Source organism: Pseudomonas viciae (assembly GCF_004786035.1).
Classification (GTDB): Bacteria; Pseudomonadota; Gammaproteobacteria; order Pseudomonadales; family Pseudomonadaceae; genus Aquipseudomonas; species Aquipseudomonas viciae.
Window position 1 is genome coordinate 4,216,936 of record NZ_CP035088.1, and the last position, 17,556, is coordinate 4,234,491.

General features: G+C 60.9%; 14 protein-coding genes and 1 pseudogene. 13 read left to right on the forward strand and 2 right to left on the reverse strand.

Annotated elements, in window-relative coordinates; genetic code table 11:
* Positions 1–81: 81 nt before the first annotated feature.
* Positions 82–843 (forward strand): secretin N-terminal domain-containing protein, encoded by a 762-nt coding sequence (locus EPZ47_RS18205; RefSeq protein WP_135846087.1) that lies wholly within the window; start codon positions 82–84, stop codon positions 841–843.
* A gap of 457 nt (positions 844–1,300) precedes the next feature.
* Positions 1,301–2,626 (forward strand): isocitrate lyase, encoded by a 1,326-nt coding sequence (gene aceA, locus EPZ47_RS18210; RefSeq protein WP_135846088.1) that lies wholly within the window; start codon positions 1,301–1,303, stop codon positions 2,624–2,626.
* 191 nt (positions 2,627–2,817) lie between these two features.
* Here the strand turns inward: aceA and EPZ47_RS30880 are convergent, their stop codons facing one another.
* Both EPZ47_RS30880 and EPZ47_RS30885 read right to left on the reverse strand, forming a co-directional pair.
* Positions 2,818–3,735: a methyl-accepting chemotaxis protein gene (locus EPZ47_RS30880; protein WP_406550185.1), complete on the reverse strand. Its 918-nt coding sequence runs from the start codon at positions 3,733–3,735 to the stop codon at positions 2,818–2,820.
* Positions 3,721–4,818 (reverse strand): annotated as a pseudogene (locus EPZ47_RS30885) (methyl-accepting chemotaxis protein); the annotation flags it as partial. The pseudogene EPZ47_RS30885 and the gene EPZ47_RS30880, both read right to left, overlap by 15 nt.
* 794 nt (positions 4,819–5,612) lie before the next feature.
* Here EPZ47_RS30885 and EPZ47_RS18220 point away from each other — a divergent pair.
* The 11 genes from EPZ47_RS18220 (at position 5,613) to nuoL (ending at position 17,517) form a co-directional block, all read left to right on the forward strand.
* The gene (locus tag EPZ47_RS18220; RefSeq protein ID WP_003203367.1) at positions 5,613–6,026 is read left to right on the forward strand and encodes an NADH-quinone oxidoreductase subunit A; all 414 of its coding nucleotides are present in this window, start codon (positions 5,613–5,615) and stop codon (positions 6,024–6,026) included.
* A 10-nt stretch (positions 6,027–6,036) separates the two neighbouring features.
* On the forward strand, positions 6,037–6,711 hold the full coding sequence (locus tag EPZ47_RS18225; protein ID WP_003180065.1) for a NuoB/complex I 20 kDa subunit family protein: 675 nt from the start codon (positions 6,037–6,039) through the stop codon (positions 6,709–6,711).
* A 72-nt stretch (positions 6,712–6,783) separates the two neighbouring features.
* Positions 6,784–8,568, forward strand: coding sequence for an NADH-quinone oxidoreductase subunit C/D (gene nuoC / locus EPZ47_RS18230; RefSeq protein ID WP_135846090.1), 1,785 nt, complete (start codon positions 6,784–6,786; stop codon positions 8,566–8,568).
* 2 nt (positions 8,569–8,570) lie between these two features.
* The gene (gene nuoE / locus EPZ47_RS18235; RefSeq protein WP_018609201.1) at positions 8,571–9,068 is read left to right on the forward strand and encodes an NADH-quinone oxidoreductase subunit NuoE; all 498 of its coding nucleotides are present in this window, start codon (positions 8,571–8,573) and stop codon (positions 9,066–9,068) included.
* Positions 9,065–10,423: an NADH-quinone oxidoreductase subunit NuoF gene (gene nuoF, locus EPZ47_RS18240; RefSeq protein ID WP_135846091.1), complete on the forward strand. Its 1,359-nt coding sequence runs from the start codon at positions 9,065–9,067 to the stop codon at positions 10,421–10,423. Before nuoE ends, nuoF begins: the two co-directional genes overlap by 4 nt.
* 142 nt (positions 10,424–10,565) lie before the next feature.
* Positions 10,566–13,280 (forward strand): NADH-quinone oxidoreductase subunit NuoG, encoded by a 2,715-nt coding sequence (gene nuoG, locus EPZ47_RS18245; protein ID WP_135846092.1) that lies wholly within the window; start codon positions 10,566–10,568, stop codon positions 13,278–13,280.
* On the forward strand, positions 13,277–14,284 hold the full coding sequence (gene nuoH / locus EPZ47_RS18250) for an NADH-quinone oxidoreductase subunit NuoH (RefSeq protein WP_025212983.1): 1,008 nt from the start codon (positions 13,277–13,279) through the stop codon (positions 14,282–14,284). The genes nuoG and nuoH overlap by 4 nt, the downstream gene beginning before the upstream one ends.
* Positions 14,285–14,295: 11 nt before the next feature.
* The gene (gene nuoI, locus EPZ47_RS18255) at positions 14,296–14,844 is read left to right on the forward strand and encodes an NADH-quinone oxidoreductase subunit NuoI (protein WP_003180051.1); all 549 of its coding nucleotides are present in this window, start codon (positions 14,296–14,298) and stop codon (positions 14,842–14,844) included.
* Positions 14,845–14,853: 9 nt separating this feature from the next.
* Positions 14,854–15,354 carry an NADH-quinone oxidoreductase subunit J gene (gene nuoJ, locus EPZ47_RS18260; RefSeq protein WP_135846093.1) on the forward strand — a complete coding sequence of 167 codons (501 nt, stop codon included), beginning with the start codon at positions 14,854–14,856 and terminating at the stop codon, positions 15,352–15,354.
* Between the two features lie 4 nt (positions 15,355–15,358).
* Positions 15,359–15,667, forward strand: a complete 309-nt coding sequence (gene nuoK, locus EPZ47_RS18265; RefSeq protein ID WP_003180046.1) for an NADH-quinone oxidoreductase subunit NuoK — start codon at positions 15,359–15,361, stop codon at positions 15,665–15,667.
* Positions 15,664–17,517 carry an NADH-quinone oxidoreductase subunit L gene (gene nuoL, locus EPZ47_RS18270; protein ID WP_135846094.1) on the forward strand — a complete coding sequence of 618 codons (1,854 nt, stop codon included), beginning with the start codon at positions 15,664–15,666 and terminating at the stop codon, positions 17,515–17,517. Before nuoK ends, nuoL begins: the two co-directional genes overlap by 4 nt.
* Positions 17,518–17,556: the final 39 nt, after the last annotated feature.

Here is a 17,556-nt window from a genome sequence, read left to right on the forward strand (position 1 = left end):
TTTGCCGTCTACCATTCAACTTGCCCCACCCCAGGCCGACAAACTGGCAATATCAAGCCTTTGTCTCGCGGAGAAATGGACATGTCCTTACGCACCCTGCTGACCACCCTACTGCTCGGCTGCAGCCTGTCGGTCATGGCGGACACGCAAATCGTGCCACTGAACTACCGCACCAGCGCCGACCTGCTGCCGGTGGCGCAGAACTTCATCGGCAAAGACGGTCAAGTCAGCGCCTACGGCAACCAACTGATCGTCAACGCCGAGCCCGGCAAGATCGAAGAACTCAGGGAGTTCCTAGCCCAGTTGGACACCGCTCCCAAGCGCCTGCTGATCACCGTCGATACCAACGAAAACAACCTGCAGGGCAACCAGGGTTACTCGGTCAATGGCGCGGCCCCCAGCCAGACCCGCATCATCAACCGCAGCACCGCCAGCCGTGAAGGCGGCGTGCAGCAGGTGCAAGCCAGTGAGGGCCAGCCAGCGCTGATCCAGGTTGGCCAGAGCGTGCCGTTCACCAGCAACCAGACCGACAACTACGGCCGCATGCAAAGCCAGACCGAATACCGCAACGTCACCCAGGGTTTTTATGTCACCGCCAGCGTCACCGGCGAGACCGTTCATCTGAGCATCAGCACCAATCGTGACCGCATGAGCCAGGAACGTCCCGATGTAGTGAACGTTCAGAGTACCGACACAACTGTCAGCGGACGCCTGGGCGAATGGATCACCCTGGCCGGGGTAAATCGTCAGACCCAAGCCGACAAACAGGGCCTGACCCGCAGCTACTCGACCCAGGGCCGGGACGACATGATTTTGCGGGTCAAGGTCGACACCCTGAACTGAAGCACCAAAAACTGACTGATGAGTCGTATTAGACCAAAGATGTAGTGCCATGAAAAAAGCACTACAAAACGTTTGACGAGCCAAAAAACCAAAGGCATGATGGCCTCGCTCCCGCTAATCAGGGGCCCTGGCAAGGGCCTTCGGGTCGACGCTTGCAACTACCCTGCGAGCCGATTCGTGTCTGTACCGCCCACAAGGTGTGTTTGACGAGGTTGCGACTGGAACGAAGTTGTCCCGAGGGACGGAAGCGTAACTAGGTAACCCGGCATCACTCTGAGTTCGTATAAAGGCCCACGACGCCCGAATGCGCCCGCAGTTCGCCCCTACCTGCTCACTTTCCCCTCGAGCTCATCGTTCATCCCGTCGCCTCCCCGCTTGAACCGACTTGGCTGCCCAACCCCTGGTCGGCAGGAGCAGGAATTTTCCACCCCAGACCTATGCGACGAGGTTTATCTCCATGGCACTGACACGCGAACAGCAAATTGCAGCCCTTGAAAAAGACTGGGCTGAAAACCCGCGCTGGAAAGGCGTGACGCGCAATTACTCCGCTGCTGACGTCGTCCGCCTGCGTGGCTCGGTTCAACCTGAGCACACCTTTGCGAAAATGGGCGCCGAGAAGCTGTGGAACCTGGTCACCCAGGGCGCCAAGCCAGCCTTCCGTCCCGAGAAAGATTTCGTCAACTGCATGGGCGCCCTGACCGGCGGCCAGGCTGTGCAGCAAGTCAAGGCCGGTATCCAGGCGATCTACCTGTCGGGCTGGCAAGTGGCTGCGGACAACAACTCCGCCGAGTCCATGTACCCTGACCAATCGCTGTACCCGGTGGATTCGGTTCCAACCGTGGTCAAGCGCATCAACAACTCGTTCCGTCGCGCCGACCAGATCCAGTGGAAAGCCGGCAAGAACCCGGGCGACGAAGGCTACATCGACTACTTCGCACCGATCGTGGCTGACGCCGAAGCCGGTTTCGGTGGCGTCCTGAACGCCTACGAGCTGATGAAGAGCATGATCGAAGCAGGCGCCGCCGGCGTTCACTTCGAAGACCAACTGGCATCGGTAAAGAAATGCGGCCACATGGGCGGCAAAGTATTGGTGCCGACCCAGGAAGCCGTGCAGAAGCTGACCGCTGCCCGCCTGGCCGCCGACGTTGCCGGCGTACCGACCATCATCCTGGCCCGTACCGACGCCAACGCCGCTGACCTGCTGACCTCCGACTGCGACCCGTACGACCAGCCGTTCGTGACCGGTACCCGCACCCAGGAAGGTTTCTACAAGGTGCGCGCCGGCCTCGACCAGGCCATCGCTCGCGGCCTGGCCTACGCGCCGTACGCTGACCTGATCTGGTGCGAAACCGCCAAGCCGGACCTGGACGAAGCTCGTCGCTTCGCCGAAGCGATCAAAAAGGAATACCCGGACCAACTGCTGTCGTACAACTGCTCGCCTTCCTTCAACTGGAAGAAAAACCTGGACGACGCGACCATCGCCAAGTTCCAGCGCGAACTGTCCGCCATGGGCTACAAGCACCAGTTCATCACCCTGGCCGGCATTCACAACATGTGGCACAGCATGTTCAACCTGGCGCACGACTACGCCCGCAACGACATGACCGCCTACGTGAAACTGCAAGAGCAAGAGTTCGCTGACGCCGCCAAGGGCTACACCTTCGTGGCGCACCAGCAGGAAGTGGGCACTGGCTACTTCGACGACATGACCACCGTGATCCAGGGTGGCACTTCGTCGGTGACTGCACTGACCGGCTCCACCGAAGAAGAACAGTTCCACTGATTCACACGCTTGCCTCGAGTAAGCGGCCCTTGCGGACCGAGTAAAAGCTAACCGCAAAGCCGACGATCTGACGCCCCGACTGGTTCGGGGCTTTTTTTCGCCGGTTTTCCTCAGCCTTCACCCACTGTTGATCGTCAAGGCGTTGCAGGGTTTGGTGTGAGTGGAGCACGGCCGCCAGAACGCCCCACTGTTCACACCTTGAAGTGACTGACCAACTGCTGCAACTGGTTACCCAGGCGCGCCAGTTCGATGCTGGAGGCGGCGGTTTCCTCGCTGGCTGAGGCGGTCTGCTCGGATACATCGCGCACGCTCAGGATACTGCGGCTGATCTCCTCGGCCACCGAGCTCTGTTGCACCGCGGCGGCGGCAATCTGTTGGTTCATGGCCTGAATACCGGAAACCGCCTGGGTGATGTTGCCCAGGGATGTGCCGGCTTTGCCTGCCAATTCCACGCTGCTGTCGGTCAGCTCACGACTACTTTGCATGATGATCGAGACCTGGCGCGTGCCGTTCTGCAAGCCCGCCACCAGGCTTTCAATCTCTTCGGTGGATTGCTGGGTACGCTGGGCCAGCCCACGTACTTCGTCGGCGACCACGGCAAAACCGCGCCCGGCGTCACCCGCGCGAGCGGCCTCGATGGCGGCGTTAAGGGCCAGCAGGTTGGTCTGCTCGGCCACCGCCCTGATCACATCCATGATCTTGCCGATGCGCCCGCTTTCCTGTTCCAACTGGTTCATGGCTTCGGCGGAGCGCCCGACTTCGCTGGCCAAACGCTCAATCTGAACGATGGCTTGGGCGACCACTTGGTCGCCGATACGGGCTTGTGCATCGGCCTCTGATGCGGCTGCACGAGCTTGTTCGGCATTACGCGCGACTTCATGCACGGTGACCGACATTTCGTGCATGGCGGTAGCCACCTGATCGGTCTCGGTCTTCTGACTATTGACCCCGGCACTGGTCTGCTCGGTGACAGCCGATAACTCTTCGGCGGCACTGGCGATTTGGGTGACGCCATCGCGGATGCCACTGATCAGGTCGCGCAAGGTGGCGCCCATACGCTGAATACCTTGCTGCAAGACACCCAGCTCATCACGCCGGGTTACGACCATCTGTTGCGTGAGGTCGCCTGCCGCAATGCGATCGACCACAGCCAATGTGTCCTGCAACGGCCGTGTAATCTGGCGGGTGATGATCAGGGCGGCAAAAATCCCCAACAACATCGCCAAGGCAGTACAGCTCAGTTGCAGGATGCGCGCCTGGGTGCTGTCTTCGTCACGGGAGACCAATTGGCTGGCATACATCTCGTCAGTCAGACGGGTGATGGTTTCACCCAAATCGATGGTGTCCTGCACGGCCTTGCCAATGGCCTGATTACTGGCGGTGAAATTCTGTACCGAGTGGCGGTAAGCAATCAGCGCGGTTTCCAGCTGCTTGATGGTGTCGGCATAGGTCGGGCCGAAAGCGCTGTTGAGGGTTTCAATGCCCTTGAGCGCATTTTCGAGCTGGCGGGTGGCGGCTTGTTCGGTGGCGCTGTTGGGGTTGCCGGTATAGCCACGCACTTCATAACGCACCAGCGCCACGTCCTCTTTGGCCTTGAGGATGATCCTGTACAACTCGAAACGGCGCTCATCCGAGGCAGGCATTGCCTCTACGTCATTGATGACCTTGGCAATCAGCGCGGCGCCCTTGACCGCATTGACACCCATCTCCTTGCGCATGGCTGCGTCATTGCGATAAGCCTCGCGCATCGTATTCAGTGCCACTTGATACTGCGTGCTGGCCTGCTCGATCAGCGCAAGTTTCTTCAGGTTGTCCGGTTTCCTCAGCTCTTTTGCGAGACTTTTTTGCTGGGCGACAAACTGCTCCAGCGACGCTTGGATCAATGCCCCCTTTTGCTCATCACCCTTGTCCACCTGGTATTGCAAGCGAGCCCTGCGCAGGTGATCAAGACGGTTGCCGAGTTCGGTAATGCTAGTCATTCGATCCGTACGCTCGATCATTTTCCCCAGGCTGAACCAGCCGGTCGCGGCCAGGATAGCGGTCAGAAGCAGCACAACGGCAAAGCCCAAAGCCAGCTTGAGCATGACGCTCATATTCGCGATCCAAGAGTTCATGACATTCCTTATGGTAATCAGCCGCGAGTGATGAAAACTGGCGCGGTTGTCTAAGAAGGGGGGCAATAATCTAACCATATTGATATAGATGATTAGATGAAAGAGGCACAAAGATAGCCATTTGCCATCAATCCTTCAAGGCTTTAAGTCCGGCCTCGCGCCGATTTTTGCTCGCAAAGCGGCGTCGCTTAACGCGCAAATCCCCTGGCCACAGCGCTGCATTGGCTCAACTGATCGACATTGATCTGAGGACCTCGGTTTTTTTCATCCTTTTTTTTTGAAGCGACCTACTCTGTAAGAGCAAGCCTGCATCTGTGGGAGTCAGGCTTACCCGCAATGAACGATGACGCAGTCTGCCTCGGGACCGCGTTGTCGGCATCGCGAGCAAGCCTGGCTCCCACAGGAGCAGTTCCCCCTGCAGATCCACCCCTCACCGAGACCCTCCCCCACCAAACTTCGGCGCACTGTCAGAAAAATTGATCGAACGCAGTATTGGGCAGTCCGAAAAGGAGTAAAACGTCCAGCGCTGACAATTACAGTAGCGGCGATGTAAGACAGCCTCTCAGGCACCACACTAAGAGCACCGTAGAAAGGTCGCCACAGATAATAATAATTATCATTTGGAAGTCATTATCATTGTTACATTCCGCACGAAATATTATTGATGAATAGCCGGCCAACGCCCACCGGGCCTGGGCCGCAGGGTCCTGGGGGTGCGCTATGTCCTTATTCCAATAAATAATTTCGCTATAGGAATTTTACTTGCCCGGTGTTTAGCCATAAAATCACCGCGATTGATTGCTGCGACATATCGTCACTGCGTTATTTCATTCAAGCTCAGAGACCTTTGCTCTCTGTTAAGGATTTCCAGCATGTCCGAAGCGACAGGACTCATGGCCCACAACTGGGGCTTTGCCATTTTCCTTCTGGGCGTTGTTGGCCTGTGTGCTTTCATGCTCGGTGTGTCGAGCCTACTTGGGTCAAAAGCCTGGGGCCGCAGCAAAAATGAACCGTTCGAGTCCGGCATGCTGCCTACCGGTGGCGCCCGCTTGCGGCTCTCAGCCAAATTCTATCTGGTCGCGATGCTGTTCGTGATCTTCGATATCGAAGCCCTCTTTCTCTTTGCATGGTCTGTGTCCGTCCGCGAAAGCGGCTGGACCGGATTCGTCGAAGCTCTCGTTTTCATAGCAATTCTGTTGGCAGGTCTTGTCTACCTATACCGGGTGGGGGCGCTTGATTGGGCTCCGGAAGCTCGGCGCAAGCGGCAAGCGAAGCTGAAACAATGAGGCTTTGGCAATGCAATACAATCTCACCAGGATCGACCCCGATGCTCCTAACGAGCAGTATCCGATTGGCGAGCGGGAAACCGTCGCTGATCCGTTAGAAGATCAAGTCCACAAAAACATCTTCATGGGCAAGCTCGAAGACGTGCTGAACAGCACGGTCAACTGGGGTCGCAAGAACTCCCTGTGGCCGTACAACTTCGGCCTTTCGTGCTGCTACGTGGAAATGACCACCGCCTTCACGGCGCCCCACGACATCGCGCGCTTTGGCGCCGAGGTGATCCGGGCATCGCCGCGCCAGGCGGATTTCATGGTTATCGCCGGAACCTGCTTCATCAAGATGGCGCCGATCATCCAGCGTCTCTACGAGCAAATGCTCGAACCGAAGTGGGTTATCTCCATGGGTTCGTGCGCCAACTCCGGTGGCATGTATGACATCTACTCCGTCGTTCAAGGGGTGGACAAGTTCCTGCCCGTGGACGTCTACGTGCCTGGCTGCCCCCCTCGCCCTGAAGCTTTCCTGCAAGGCTTGATGCTGTTGCAGGAGTCGATTGGCCAGGAGCGTCGCCCACTGTCCTGGGTCGTTGGTGATCAAGGCGTCTATCGCGCCGAGATGCCATCGCAAAAGGAACAGCGCCGCGAACAGCGTATCGCAGTCACCAACCTGCGCAGCCCCGACGAAGTCTGATCCAGCTCTGCTCTGCATAAGAAACGAGAACCTGGCTTCATTCTTTACGTTGACCGAAAGCGATAAATAACCATGACTACAGGCAGTGCTCTGTACATCCCGCCTTACAAGGCAGACGACCAGGATGTGGTCGTCGAACTGAACAACCGTTTTGGCCCCGAGGCGTTCACCGCCCAGCCGACCCGTACCGGCATGCCGGTGCTGTGGGTTGCCCGGGCCAAACTCGTCGAAGTCCTGACTTTCCTGCGCAACCTGCCCAAGCCGTACGTCATGCTCTATGACCTGCACGGCGTGGACGAGCGTCTGCGCACCAAGCGTCAAGGGTTGCCCGACGGTGTCGATTTCACCGTGTTCTATCACCTGCTGTCGATCGAACGTAATAGTGACGTCATGATCAAGGTCGCCTTGTCCGAGAGCGACCTCAGCGTGCCCACCGTGACCGGTATCTGGCCGAACGCCAACTGGTACGAACGCGAAGTGTGGGACATGTTCGGGATCGATTTCCCGGGCCACCCGCACCTGACCCGCATCATGATGCCGCCGACCTGGGAAGGTCACCCGCTGCGCAAGGACTTCCCGGCCCGCGCCACCGAGTTCGACCCGTTCAGCCTGTCCCTGGCCAAGCAGCAGCTCGAAGAAGAAGCCGCGCGCTTCAAGCCCGAAGACTGGGGCATGAAGCGCTCCGGGGCGAACGAGGACTACATGTTCCTCAACCTCGGCCCGAACCACCCTTCGGCCCACGGTGCCTTCCGCATCATCCTGCAGCTGGACGGTGAAGAGATCGTCGACTGCGTGCCGGACATCGGTTACCACCACCGTGGCGCCGAGAAAATGGGCGAGCGCCAGTCCTGGCACAGCTACATTCCCTACACCGACCGCATCGATTACCTCGGTGGGGTGATGAACAACCTGCCGTACGTGCTTTCGGTCGAGAAACTGGCCGGGATCAAGGTGCCGGAGAAGGTCGACGTCATCCGCATCATGATGGCCGAGTTCTTCCGGATCACCAGCCACCTGCTGTTCCTGGGCACCTACATCCAGGACGTGGGCGCCATGACGCCGGTGTTCTTCACCTTCACCGATCGCCAGAAGGCCTACACGGTGATCGAAGCCATCACCGGTTTCCGCCTGCACCCGGCCTGGTACCGCATTGGTGGGGTTGCCCACGACCTGCCGCGGGGCTGGGAAAAGCTGGTCAAGGACTTCGTCGAGTGGATGCCCAAGCGCCTGGACGAATACACCAAGGCCGCCCTGCAGAACAGCATCCTCAAGGGTCGTACCATCGGGGTCGCCGCCTACAACACCAAAGAGGCCCTGGAATGGGGCGTCACCGGTGCCGGCCTGCGTTCCACCGGTTGCGACTTCGACCTGCGCAAGGCACGCCCTTACTCCGGCTATGAAAACTTCGAATTCGAAGTCCCGCTGGCGGCCAACGGTGACGCCTACGACCGCTGCATGGTTCGCGTCGAGGAAATGCGCCAGAGCATCAAGATCATCGACCAGTGCATGCGCAACATGCCGGAAGGCCCGTACAAGGCGGATCACCCGCTGACCACGCCGCCGCCCAAAGAGCGCACGCTGCAACACATCGAGACCCTGATCACGCACTTCCTGCAGGTTTCGTGGGGCCCGGTCATGCCGGCCAACGAATCCTTCCAGATGATCGAAGCGACCAAGGGCATCAACAGTTATTACCTGACGAGCGACGGCGGCACCATGAGCTACCGCACCCGGATTCGCACCCCAAGCTTCCCACACCTGCAGCAGATCCCTTCGGTGATCAAAGGCAGCATGGTCGCGGACATGATTGCGTACCTGGGTAGTATCGATTTCGTTATGGCCGACGTGGACCGCTAAGCATGAACAGCACGCTTATCCAGACAGACCGTTTCGCCCTGAGCGAAACCGAGCGCTCGGCCATCGAGCACGAGCTGCATCACTACGAAGACCCGCGCGCGGCGTCGATCGAAGCCCTGAAGATCGTCCAGAAGGAACGTGGCTGGGTGCCCGATGGCGCGCTCTACGCCATCGGCGAAATCCTCGGCATCCCGGCCAGCGACGTCGAAGGCGTGGCCACTTTCTATAGCCAGATCTTCCGCCAGCCAGTGGGCCGTCACATCATTCGCGTCTGCGACAGCATGGTCTGCTACATCGGTGGCCACGAGTCCGTGGTCAGCGAGATCCAGGGCAAGCTGGGTATCGGCCTGGGCCAGACCACCGCCGACGGTCGCTTCACCCTGCTGCCGGTGTGCTGCCTGGGCAACTGCGACAAGGCACCGGCGCTGATGATCGACGACGACACCTTCGGTGACGTCCAGCCTGACGGCGTCGCCAAACTGCTGGAGGGCTACGTATGACCCTGACTTCCTTCGGGCCCGCCAACCGCATCCAGCGTTCGGCCGAAACCCATCCCCTGACCTGGCGTCTGCGTGACGACGGCGAAGCGGTGTGGCTGGACGAATACCAGGCCAAGAACGGCTACGCTGCCGCGCGCAAGGCCTTCACCGACATGGCCCAGGACGACATCGTCCAGACCGTGAAAGACTCCGGCCTCAAGGGTCGCGGCGGTGCGGGCTTCCCCACCGGCGTGAAGTGGGGCCTGATGCCCAAGGATGAGTCCATCAACATCCGCTACTTGCTGTGCAACGCGGATGAAATGGAACCCAACACCTGGAAAGACCGCATGCTGATGGAGCAACTGCCCCATCTGCTGATCGAAGGCATGCTGATCAGCGCCCGCGCGCTGAAGACCTACCGCGGCTATATCTTCCTGCGTGGCGAATACACCACCGCCGCCAAGCACCTGAACCGTGCCGTGGAAGAAGCCAAGGCCGCCGGCCTGCTGGGCAAGAACATCCTGGGCTCAGGTTTTGATTTCGAGTTGTTCGTCCACACCGGTGCCGGGCGTTATATCTGCGGTGAAGAAACCGCGCTGATCAACTCCCTGGAAGGCCGCCGCGCCAACCCGCGCTCCAAGCCGCCCTTCCCTGCCGCCGTCGGCGTGTGGGGCAAGCCGACCTGTGTGAACAACGTCGAGACCCTGTGCAACGTGCCGGCGATCATCGCCGACGGCGTGGACTGGTACAAATCCCTGGCCCGCGACGGCAGCGAAGACATGGGCACCAAGCTCATGGGCTTCTCCGGCAAGGTCAAGAACCCTGGCCTTTGGGAACTGCCGTTTGGCGTCACTGGCCGCGAGCTGTTCGAAGACTACGCCGGCGGCATGCGCGACGGTTACAAACTCAAGTGCTGGCAACCCGGCGGCGCCGGTACCGGCTTCCTGTTGCCGGAGCACCTGGACGCACAAATGTACGCCGGCGGCATCGCCAAGGTGGGCACCCGCATGGGTACCGGCCTGGCCATGGCGGTGGACGACAGTGTCAACATGGTGTCCCTGCTGCGCAACATGGAAGAGTTCTTCTCCCGTGAGTCGTGCGGTTTCTGCACCCCTTGCCGCGATGGCCTGCCGTGGAGCGTCAAGCTGCTGCGAGCCATTGAAAACGGCGAAGGCCAGGCCGGCGACATCGAGACCCTGCTGGGTCTGGTGGGTTTCCTCGGCCCAGGCAAGACCTTCTGTGCTCACGCACCGGGTGCCGTGGAGCCGTTGGGCAGCGCGATCAAATACTTCCGCCCTGAATTCGAGGCCGGCATCGCGCCAACGCGCGCCGCAGATCTCAATCAGGTGGTCACGCCGACCATGGTCGGCGCGTAACGACGCTTAAAAAGGCGAAGGGTCCGTGCCCTTCGCCTTTCGTTCGATGACGCCTTTTCACCAAGGCTGTTTGGATTCGGACGAATAACAAGATTCCATTAGCCACGCCCGCTGACACCGGGCCAACGAAGAACTTTGAACCATGGCCACTATCCACGTAGACGGCAAAGAGCTCGAAGTCGATGGCGCAGACAACCTGTTACAGGCATGTCTGTCGCTGGGCCTCGACATTCCTTATTTCTGCTGGCACCCCGCCCTTGGCAGCGTTGGCGCCTGTCGCCAGTGCGCGGTCAAGCAGTACACCGACGAAAACGACAAGCGTGGTCGGATCGTCATGTCCTGCATGACCCCCGCCACCGACGGCAGCTGGATCTCCATCGACGACGAAGAAGCGAAAGTGTTTCGCGCCAGCGTCGTCGAATGGCTGATGACCAACCACCCTCACGACTGCCCGGTCTGTGAGGAAGGCGGTCACTGCCACCTGCAAGACATGACGGTGATGACCGGCCACAACGAGCGCCGTTATCGCTTCACCAAGCGCACCCACCAGAACCAGCAACTGGGCCCGTTCATCTCCCACGAGATGAACCGCTGCATCGCCTGCTACCGCTGCGTGCGTTTCTACAAGGACTACGCCGGCGGCACCGACCTGGGCGTATTCGGTGCCCACGACAACGTGTACTTCGGTCGCGTTGAAGACGGCACCCTGGAAAGCGAGTTCTCCGGCAACCTCACCGAGGTCTGCCCGACCGGTGTGTTCACCGACAAGACTCACTCCGAGCGCTACAACCGCAAGTGGGACATGCAGTTCTCGCCGAGCATCTGCCATGGCTGCTCCAGCGGTTGCAACATTTCCCCGGGCGAGCGCTACGGTGAACTGCGTCGCATCGAGAACCGCTTCAACGGATCGGTGAACCAGTACTTCCTGTGTGACCGTGGCCGTTTCGGCTATGGCTACGTCAACCGCACCGATCGTCCGCGCCAGCCACAGCTGGCGGGCGGCGCCAAGCTGAGCCTGGACGAAGCGCTGGACAAGGCCGCCGAACTGCTGCGCGGTCGCAACATCGTCGGCATCGGTTCGCCACGGGCCAGCCTGGAAAGCAACTACGCGCTGCGTGAACTGGTCGGCGCCGAGCACTTCTACAGTGGCATCGAAGCCGGCGAGCTGGAACGCATCCGCCTGGTGCTGCAAGTGCTCAAGGACAGCCCGCTGCCCGTGCCGACGATGCGTGACATCGAAGACCACGACGCGGTGTTCGTGCTTGGCGAAGACCTGACCCAGACCGCCGCGCGCATGGCCCTGGCCCTGCGCCAGTCGGTCAAGGGCAAGGCCGAAGACATGGCCGACGCCATGCGCGTGCAGCCATGGCTCGACGCCGCCGTGAAGAACATCGGCCAGCACGCGCTGAACCCGTTGTTCATCGCCAGCCTCGCTGAAACCAAGCTCGACGACGTGGCCGAAGAATGCGTCCACGCCGCTCCCGACGACCTGGCGCGCATCGGTTTCGCCGTGGCCCACGCCCTGGACGCCAGCGCCCCGGCCGTCGAAGGCCTGGACAGCGAAGCGACCGCATTGGCCCAGCGCATCGCCGACGCCCTGTTGGCAGCCAAGCGCCCATTGATCATCGCCGGCACCTCCCTGGGTTCCAAGGCATTGATCGAAGCCGCCGCCAACATCGCCAAGGCCTTGAAGCTGCGGGAGAAGAACGGTTCCATCAGCCTGATCGTGCCGGAAGCCAACAGCCTCGGCCTGGCCATGCTCGGTGGCGAGTCGCTGGACGCGGCCCTGCAAGCGGTGATCGACGGCAGCGCCGACGCCATCGTGGTGCTGGAAAACGACCTCTACACCCGCACCGACAAAGCCCGGGTGGACGCCGCCCTGAACGCCGCGAAAGTGCTGATCGTTGCCGACCACCAGAAAACCGCCACCACCGACCGCGCCCACCTGGTGCTGCCGGCGGCGAGCTTCGCCGAAGGCGACGGTACGCTGGTCAGCCAGGAAGGCCGCGCCCAGCGCTTCTTCCAGGTGTTCGACCCGCAATACCTGGACGCTGGCATCCTGGTCCATGAAGGCTGGCGCTGGCTGCATGCCCTGCGCGCCACTCTGCTGGACCAACCGATCGACTGGACGCAACTGGACCACGTCACCGCAGCCGTCGCTTCGAGCAGCCAGCAACTGGCCGCCATCGTCGACGCCGCACCGTCCGCCGCGTTCCGCATCAAGGGGCTGAAACTGGCCCGTGAACCGCTGCGTTATTCCGGCCGCACGGCCATGCGCGCCAACATCAGCGTTCACGAACCGCGCACCCCGCAAGACAAGGACACCGCGTTCGCCTTCTCCATGGAAGGTTACTCGGGCTCCGCCGAACCGCGCTCGCAAGTGCCGTTCGCCTGGTCGCCGGGCTGGAACTCGCCGCAGGCCTGGAACAAGTTCCAGGACGAAGTCGGCGGTCACCTGCGTGCCGGTGACCCAGGCACCCGCCTGATCGAAAGCCAGGGCGATGGCCTGAGCTGGTTCGCCAGCGTGCCACGCGCCTTCAACCCGGCACCGGGTACTTGGCAGGTCGTGCCGTTCCATCACCTGTTCGGCAGCGAAGAGAACTCTTCCAAGGCCGCGCCGGTGCAGGAACGCATCCCCGCCGCCTACGTGTCGCTGGCCAAGTCCGAAGCCGATCGCCTGGGCGTCAACGACGGTGCCCTGCTGAGCCTGAACGTGGCCGGCCAGACCCTGCGTCTGCCGCTGCGCATCAATGAAGAACTGGGCGCCGGCCTGGTGGCCCTGCCGGCTGGCCTGGCGGGCATTCCACCGGCGATATTCGGCAAAACCGTCGACGGTCTGCAGGAGGCAGCGCAATGAGCTGGTTCACCCCTGAAGTGATCGCTGTGATCCTGACGGTCCTCAAGGCCATCGTGATCCTGCTGGCCGTGGTGGTCTGCGGCGCCTTGCTGAGCTTTGTCGAACGTCGCTTGCTGGGTTGGTGGCAGGACCGCTACGGTCCGAACCGCGTTGGCCCGTTCGGCATGTTCCAGATCGCCGCCGACATGATCAAGATGTTCTTCAAGGAAGACTGGACACCACCGTTTGCCGACAAGGTGATCTTCACCCTGGCACCGGTCGTGGCCATGAGCGCCTTGCTGATCGCCTTCGCGATCATCCCGATCACCCCGACCTGGGGCGTGGCGGACCTGAACATCGGCCTGCTGTTCTTCTTCGCCATGGCCGGCCTGTCGGTGTATGCGGTGCTATTCGCCGGTTGGTCGAGCAACAACAAGTTCGCCCTGCTGGGCAGCCTGCGGGCCTCGGCCCAGACCGTGTCCTACGAAGTGTTCATGGGCCTGGCGCTCATGGGCATCGTGATCCAGGCCGGTTCGTTCAACATGCGCGACATCGTCGAGTACCAGGCCCAGAACCTGTGGTTCATCATTCCGCAGTTCTTCGGTTTCTGTACCTTCTTCATCGCGGGCGTGGCCGTGACTCACCGTCACCCCTTCGACCAGCCGGAAGCGGAACAGGAACTGGCCGACGGTTACCACATTGAATATGCCGGCATGAAATGGGGCATGTTCTTCGTCGGTGAGTACATCGGCATCATCCTGATCTCGGCGCTGCTGGTGACGTTGTTCTTCGGTGGCTGGCACGGTCCGTTCGGCATCCTGCCGCAACTGTCCTTCGTCTGGTTCGCCCTGAAGACCGCGTTCTTCATCATGCTGTTCGTCCTGCTGCGCGCCTCGATCCCGCGCCCACGCTACGACCAGGTGATGGACTTCAGCTGGAAATTCTGCCTGCCGCTGACCCTGATCAACATGCTGGTGACCGCTGCGATCGTTTTGATGAACGCGCCTGCGGCCGCGGTTCAGTGAGGATTTGACCCATGTTCAAATATATTGGCGACATCGTTAAGGGTACCGGTACCCAACTGCGAAGCCTGGTCATGATCTTCGGCCATGGCTTTCGCAAGCGCGACACCCTGCAATACCCGGAAGAGCCGGTCTACCTGGCGCCGCGCTACCGCGGTCGCATCGTCCTGACCCGCGACCCCGACGGCGAAGAGCGCTGCGTAGCCTGCAACCTGTGCGCCGTGGCGTGCCCGGTGGGCTGCATCTCGCTGCAGAAAGCTGAAACCGAAGACGGTCGCTGGTACCCGGACTTCTTCCGCATCAACTTCTCGCGCTGCATTTTCTGCGGCCTCTGCGAAGAAGCGTGCCCGACCACCGCGATCCAGCTCACGCCGGATTTCGAAATGGCCGAGTTCAAACGTCAGGACCTGGTGTACGAGAAAGAAGATCTGCTGATTTCCGGTCCCGGTAAAAACCCTGATTACAACTTCTATCGTGTTGCAGGTATGGCCATTGCCGGTAAGCCAAAAGGCGCCGCGCAGAATGAAGCCGAACCGATCAACGTGAAGAGCTTGCTGCCTTAAGGAAGAAAGATGGAATTCGCTTTCTATTTCGCATCGGGTATCGCGGTGGTGTCCACGCTTCGAGTGGTCACCAACACCAACCCTGTGCACGCCCTGCTCTACCTGATCATTTCGCTGATTGCCGTGGCCATGACCTTCTTCAGCCTCGGCGCACCGTTCGCCGGTGCCTTGGAAGTGATCGCCTACGCCGGCGCCATCATGGTGCTGTTCGTGTTCGTGGTGATGATGCTGAACCTGGGCCCGGCCTCGGTCCAGCAGGAACGCTCCTGGCTCAAGCCCGGCATCTGGGCAGGACCGGTGATTCTCGCCGCCCTGCTGCTGGGTGAACTGCTGTATGTGCTGTTCGCTCACCAGAGCGGCCAGGCCATCGGCCACACCACCGTGGGCGCCAAGGCCGTGGGCATCAGCCTGTTCGGTCCGTACCTGCTGGTGGTCGAACTCGCCTCGATGCTGCTGCTTGCCGCAGCCATCACGGCGTTCCATTTGGGCCGTAACGAGGCGAAGGAGTAATCACATGCCTGCTATCCCTCTCGAGCATGGTCTGGCGGTTGCCGGCATCCTGTTCTGTCTCGGTCTGGTCGGCCTGATGGTCCGCCGTAACATTCTGTTCGTGCTGATGAGCCTGGAGGTCATGATGAATGCCTCCGCCCTGGCCTTCATCGTCGCGGGCGCTCGCTGGGCCCAGCCGGATGGACAGATCATGTTCATCCTGGTGATCAGCCTGGCAGCCGCCGAGGCCAGTATCGGCCTGGCGATTCTGTTGCAGCTGTACCGCCGCTTCCACACTCTCGATATTGACGCTGCCAGCGAGATGCGCGGATGAACCTGATCTTTCTGACTTTCGTATTTCCCCTCATCGGTTTTCTGCTGCTGTCGTTCTCCCGTGGACGCTGGTCGGAAAACCTTTCGGCGCTGGTCGGCGTGGGGTCCATTGGCCTGTCTGCCATCGTCGCGGCCTACGTGATCTGGCAATTCAACGTCGCTCCGCCCGAAGGTGGCGCGTACGTGCAGGTGCTGTGGCAATGGATGGCGGTGGAAGGTTTCACGCCGAACTTCGCCCTGTACCTGGACGGCCTGTCCATCACCATGCTCGGCGTGGTGGTCGGCGTGGGTTTCCTGATCCACCTGTTCGCCTCCTGGTACATGCGCGGCGAAGCCGGTTACTCGCGCTTCTTCGCCTACACCAACCTGTTCATCGCCAGCATGCTGTTCCTGGTGCTCGGCGATAACCTGTTGTTCCTGTACTTCGGCTGGGAAGGCGTGGGCCTGTGCTCGTACCTGTTGATCGGTTTCTACTACAGCAACCGCAACAACGGTAACGCCGCACTCAAGGCGTTCATCGTGACCCGGATCGGCGACGTGTTCATGGCCATCGGCCTGTTCATCCTGTTCCAGCAACTGGGTACGCTGAACATCCAGGAACTGTTGGTCAAGGCACCGGAACACTTCAAGGTCGGTGACTTCTGGATCGTCCTGGCGACCCTGATGCTGCTCGGTGGCGCTGTTGGTAAATCCGCGCAACTGCCGCTGCAAACCTGGCTGGCGGACGCGATGGCCGGTCCTACCCCGGTCTCGGCACTGATCCACGCCGCGACCATGGTGACCGCCGGTGTCTACCTGATCGCCCGTACCCACGGCCTGTTCGCCCTGGCGCCGGACATCCTGCACCTGGTCGGCATCGTCGGCGGCGTGACCCTGGTCCTGGCCGGTTTTGCCGCTCTGGTACAGACCGACATCAAGCGCATCCTCGCCTACTCGACCATGAGCCAGATCGGCTACATGTTCCTGGCCCTGGGCGTCGGTGCCTGGGAAGGCGCGATCTTCCACCTGATGACCCACGCCTTCTTCAAGGCCCTGCTGTTCCTTGCCTCCGGTGCGGTGATCGTTGCCTGCCACCACGAGCAGAACATCTTCAAGATGGGCGGCCTGTGGAAGAAACTGCCGCTGGCCTACACCAGCTTCATCGTCGGCGGCGCGGCCCTGGCGGCCCTGCCACTGGTCACTGCCGGTTTCTACTCCAAGGACGAAATCCTCTGGGAAGCGTTCGCCAGCGGTAACCAAGGCCTGCTGTATGCCGGCCTGGTGGGTGCGTTCATGACCTCGCTGTACACCTTCCGCCTGATCTTCATCGCGTTCCACGGTGAAGCCAAGACCGAAGCCCACGCAGGCCACGGCATTGCCCACTGGCTGCCACTGTCGGTGCTGATCGTGCTGTCGACCTTCGTCGGCGCCATGATCACCCCACCGCTGGCCGATGTGCTGCCGCAAAGCGTCGGCCATGCCGGCGGCGAAGCCAAGCACAGCCTGGAAATCGCCTCGGGCGCCATCGCCCTGGCGGGGATCCTGCTGGCTGCCCTGCTGTTCCTGGGCAAGCGTCGTTTCGTCACGGCGATCGCCAACAGCGGCATCGGGCGTTTCCTTTCGGCCTGGTGGTTCGCCGCCTGGGGCTTCGATTGGATCTACGACAAACTGTTCGTCAAGCCATACCTTGCGATCAGCCACATTCTGCGCAAAGACCCGCTCGACCAGACCATTGGCCTGATCCCGCGCATGGCCAAGGGCGGCCACACGGCCCTGAGCCGTACCGAGACCGGTCAACTGCGTTGGTATGCGGCTTCCATGGCGGCTGGCGCCGTGCTGGTTATCGGCGCCATCGTGCTGGTAGCGGTCTGATATGAACCTTGCGAACTTGCGAAAGGAAACGAGCCCGTC

Coding starts and splice junctions, on each gene's coding strand:
- EPZ47_RS18205 (WP_135846087.1), top strand. CDS start 82: ATGTCCTTACGCACCCTGCTGACCACCCTACTGCTCGGCTGCAGCCTG.
- aceA (WP_135846088.1), top strand. CDS start 1,301: ATGGCACTGACACGCGAACAGCAAATTGCAGCCCTTGAAAAAGACTGG.
- EPZ47_RS30880 (WP_406550185.1), bottom strand. CDS start 3,735: ATGGTCGTAACCCGGCGTGATGAGCTGGGTGTCTTGCAGCAAGGTATT.
- EPZ47_RS18220 (WP_003203367.1), top strand. CDS start 5,613: ATGTCCGAAGCGACAGGACTCATGGCCCACAACTGGGGCTTTGCCATT.
- EPZ47_RS18225 (WP_003180065.1), top strand. CDS start 6,037: ATGCAATACAATCTCACCAGGATCGACCCCGATGCTCCTAACGAGCAG.
- nuoC (WP_135846090.1), top strand. CDS start 6,784: ATGACTACAGGCAGTGCTCTGTACATCCCGCCTTACAAGGCAGACGAC.
- nuoE (WP_018609201.1), top strand. CDS start 8,571: ATGAACAGCACGCTTATCCAGACAGACCGTTTCGCCCTGAGCGAAACC.
- nuoF (WP_135846091.1), top strand. CDS start 9,065: ATGACCCTGACTTCCTTCGGGCCCGCCAACCGCATCCAGCGTTCGGCC.
- nuoG (WP_135846092.1), top strand. CDS start 10,566: ATGGCCACTATCCACGTAGACGGCAAAGAGCTCGAAGTCGATGGCGCA.
- nuoH (WP_025212983.1), top strand. CDS start 13,277: ATGAGCTGGTTCACCCCTGAAGTGATCGCTGTGATCCTGACGGTCCTC.
- nuoI (WP_003180051.1), top strand. CDS start 14,296: ATGTTCAAATATATTGGCGACATCGTTAAGGGTACCGGTACCCAACTG.
- nuoJ (WP_135846093.1), top strand. CDS start 14,854: ATGGAATTCGCTTTCTATTTCGCATCGGGTATCGCGGTGGTGTCCACG.
- nuoK (WP_003180046.1), top strand. CDS start 15,359: ATGCCTGCTATCCCTCTCGAGCATGGTCTGGCGGTTGCCGGCATCCTG.
- nuoL (WP_135846094.1), top strand. CDS start 15,664: ATGAACCTGATCTTTCTGACTTTCGTATTTCCCCTCATCGGTTTTCTG.